The 1839-nt window shown below is 27.5% G+C and carries 4 protein-coding genes; 3 read left to right on the forward strand and 1 reads right to left on the reverse strand.

Annotated features, from left to right (window positions below):
• Nucleotides 1-51 precede the first annotated feature (51 nt).
• Nucleotides 52-363: a hypothetical protein gene (locus ACRDDY_RS00520; protein WP_330111447.1), complete on the reverse strand. Its 312-nt coding sequence runs from the start codon at nucleotides 361-363 to the stop codon at nucleotides 52-54.
• Nucleotides 364-585: 222 nt separating this feature from the next.
• Between ACRDDY_RS00520 and ACRDDY_RS00525 the strand changes: the two genes are divergently transcribed.
• From ACRDDY_RS00525 to ACRDDY_RS00535, 3 genes are all read left to right on the forward strand, one after another.
• Entirely contained in the window at nucleotides 586-807 is a 222-nt protein-coding gene (locus ACRDDY_RS00525) for a hypothetical protein (protein ID WP_330111448.1), read from the forward strand.
• Nucleotides 808-809: 2 nt separating this feature from the next.
• Complete coding sequence (locus ACRDDY_RS00530; RefSeq protein ID WP_438563014.1) at nucleotides 810-1154, forward strand: hypothetical protein; 345 nt, start codon at nucleotides 810-812, stop codon at nucleotides 1152-1154.
• Between the two features lie 9 nt (nucleotides 1155-1163).
• Nucleotides 1164-1839, forward strand: a 676-nt coding sequence (locus ACRDDY_RS00535; RefSeq protein WP_438563015.1) for a hypothetical protein, incomplete at its 3' end; no start/stop codon positions are given.

Here is a 1839-nt window from a genome sequence, read left to right on the forward strand (position 1 = left end):
CCAATAAGTGTTAATACAGTATAGATTATTTTTATGGTTTTTATCATAGGCCTATGCCTCTGGTGCATTTTCCACAAAGTAATTAAATGCCATTAATTCAGCTTTTTGAACATCTATTCTATCTAATGAATTTTGTCCTGTTCTTATCTCTTTTTCAATAGCGTCTCTCCACTCTGAAAAAGATCCATATGGGTTATTAGCTGGTAATGGTTCTCCATCTGCTTGCATTTGCTCAATTTTAGAAAGTGTTGCTTTATCATCTGCTAACTCCTTTAAATAACTAACTTCTCTTTCAATACTCTTTTGAGTTTTAATTATAACTCCCTCTATTACTGCTTTTGCTCCTCCAACTGTCATACTCATTTTTTACCTCCTACGATTTTTATTTTTTATTTTTTCTACTATCTCGAGATGTTTTAATGGTAACATAAATAAATTTAGATTACACTAGCCAAAATCCCACTGTTCATACTTTATTTTTTTCTTTCAAAATACCATTGTACACTTATTTATTTAAAAAAATTTGACTTTTTTCAATAAAAAAAATATTATTTATGTACAAATCATTCGATTTTAAGGAGGGGTATGGAGGACAAATGTATTAAAGCCTTAATCACAGAATATTTAGGGGAAACTGCTTTAATCGAAGAACTTGAATTTATATTTCCACTAAAAAAAGAAACAATTTACAAGCGATTACAAAAATTGCCTAAAAGTGTATCTGTTTGCTCTAATGGCTATAAAATTGTTTTCGTTAAGGAATTTCTAAATTTATTTCTTCTATCAGAAGAAGAAAAGGGGTGGTAACTTTGAGTAAAAAACAAAAAAATAATCGACAATTTATTGAACTTTCTAGAGCAATTTATAATTTTAAAAAAATTTCAAAATTTGATAACGAAGATCTTTTCAAAAAAAATATAATGTCTGACCTAAGCAAAATTTGTATTGAAAATGGAAATTTTCTTTTTTCAAAAACTGAAATTCTAGAAATTTTAGCTAACTTCAGCTCAAATAAAGTTACTTATGCTGTTAGTGAAAACAATTTAAATATTGCTAAAGGAAAAGGTAATAAATCTATTATTAAGTTTCAATCTTTTTTAAAACACTTTGCAATTCCTGATATTATAGAAACAATTAAAGATAAAAACTTATGAGGAGGTTTTATGGATTTTATAATAAAAAATAACCATAAAAGCAACTACACTATAATTTATAATAAATTTATACAAGATAAAGATTTGAATTTAGAGTTACTAGGACTGGGATGTCGTCTCCTTAATAAACCATCTAATTGGGTTATAAACGTCAATCAACTGTCATTCGAACTAAACATTAGTAAAGATAAGTTACTAAGACTTATAAATAATTTGATTGAACTTGGATATATGTATCGCCATAAAAAAGAGATTGCCTTTGTCCGCAAAGGTGAACTTAAAAATATATATTACTTTTCTGACGACAAGGAACTTCTAAATAAAACTACCGAACCTTTTAGAAGTGTTGCTACTACCCCGCAACTCTCTCTGTCCACTTATCCACCACTGGATTCTCCTAGTACGGATACTGCACCACTGGATCTCACAGTGGTGGTAACTCCTACCATGGAAGATACGTCACATAATAATACTAATATTTATAAAGATATTATTGAAAAAGAAGATAATAATAAAAATACTGTACTAACTAATAATCTTTCTATTAGAACCTATCTAAAAGAAATTTTAGATGATTTTACAATTGTAAATCTTCTTAATGCTAAACCTGATTTAACAATAGATGAATTTATAATTTTATATGAAAAAGCTACTCTTGAGTTTAAAAATGGTTATTGTAACAATA

The sequence above is a fragment of the Clostridium sp. genome, assembly GCF_051656525.1.
GTDB lineage: Bacteria > Bacillota > Clostridia > Clostridiales > Clostridiaceae > Clostridium.

Excerpts from the sequence above, each read along its gene's own strand:
- ACRDDY_RS00525 (WP_330111448.1), top strand. The coding sequence starts at position 586 with ATGGAGGACAAATGTATTAAAGCCTTAATCACAGAATATTTAGGGGAA.
- ACRDDY_RS00520 (WP_330111447.1), bottom strand. The coding sequence starts at position 363 with ATGAGTATGACAGTTGGAGGAGCAAAAGCAGTAATAGAGGGAGTTATA.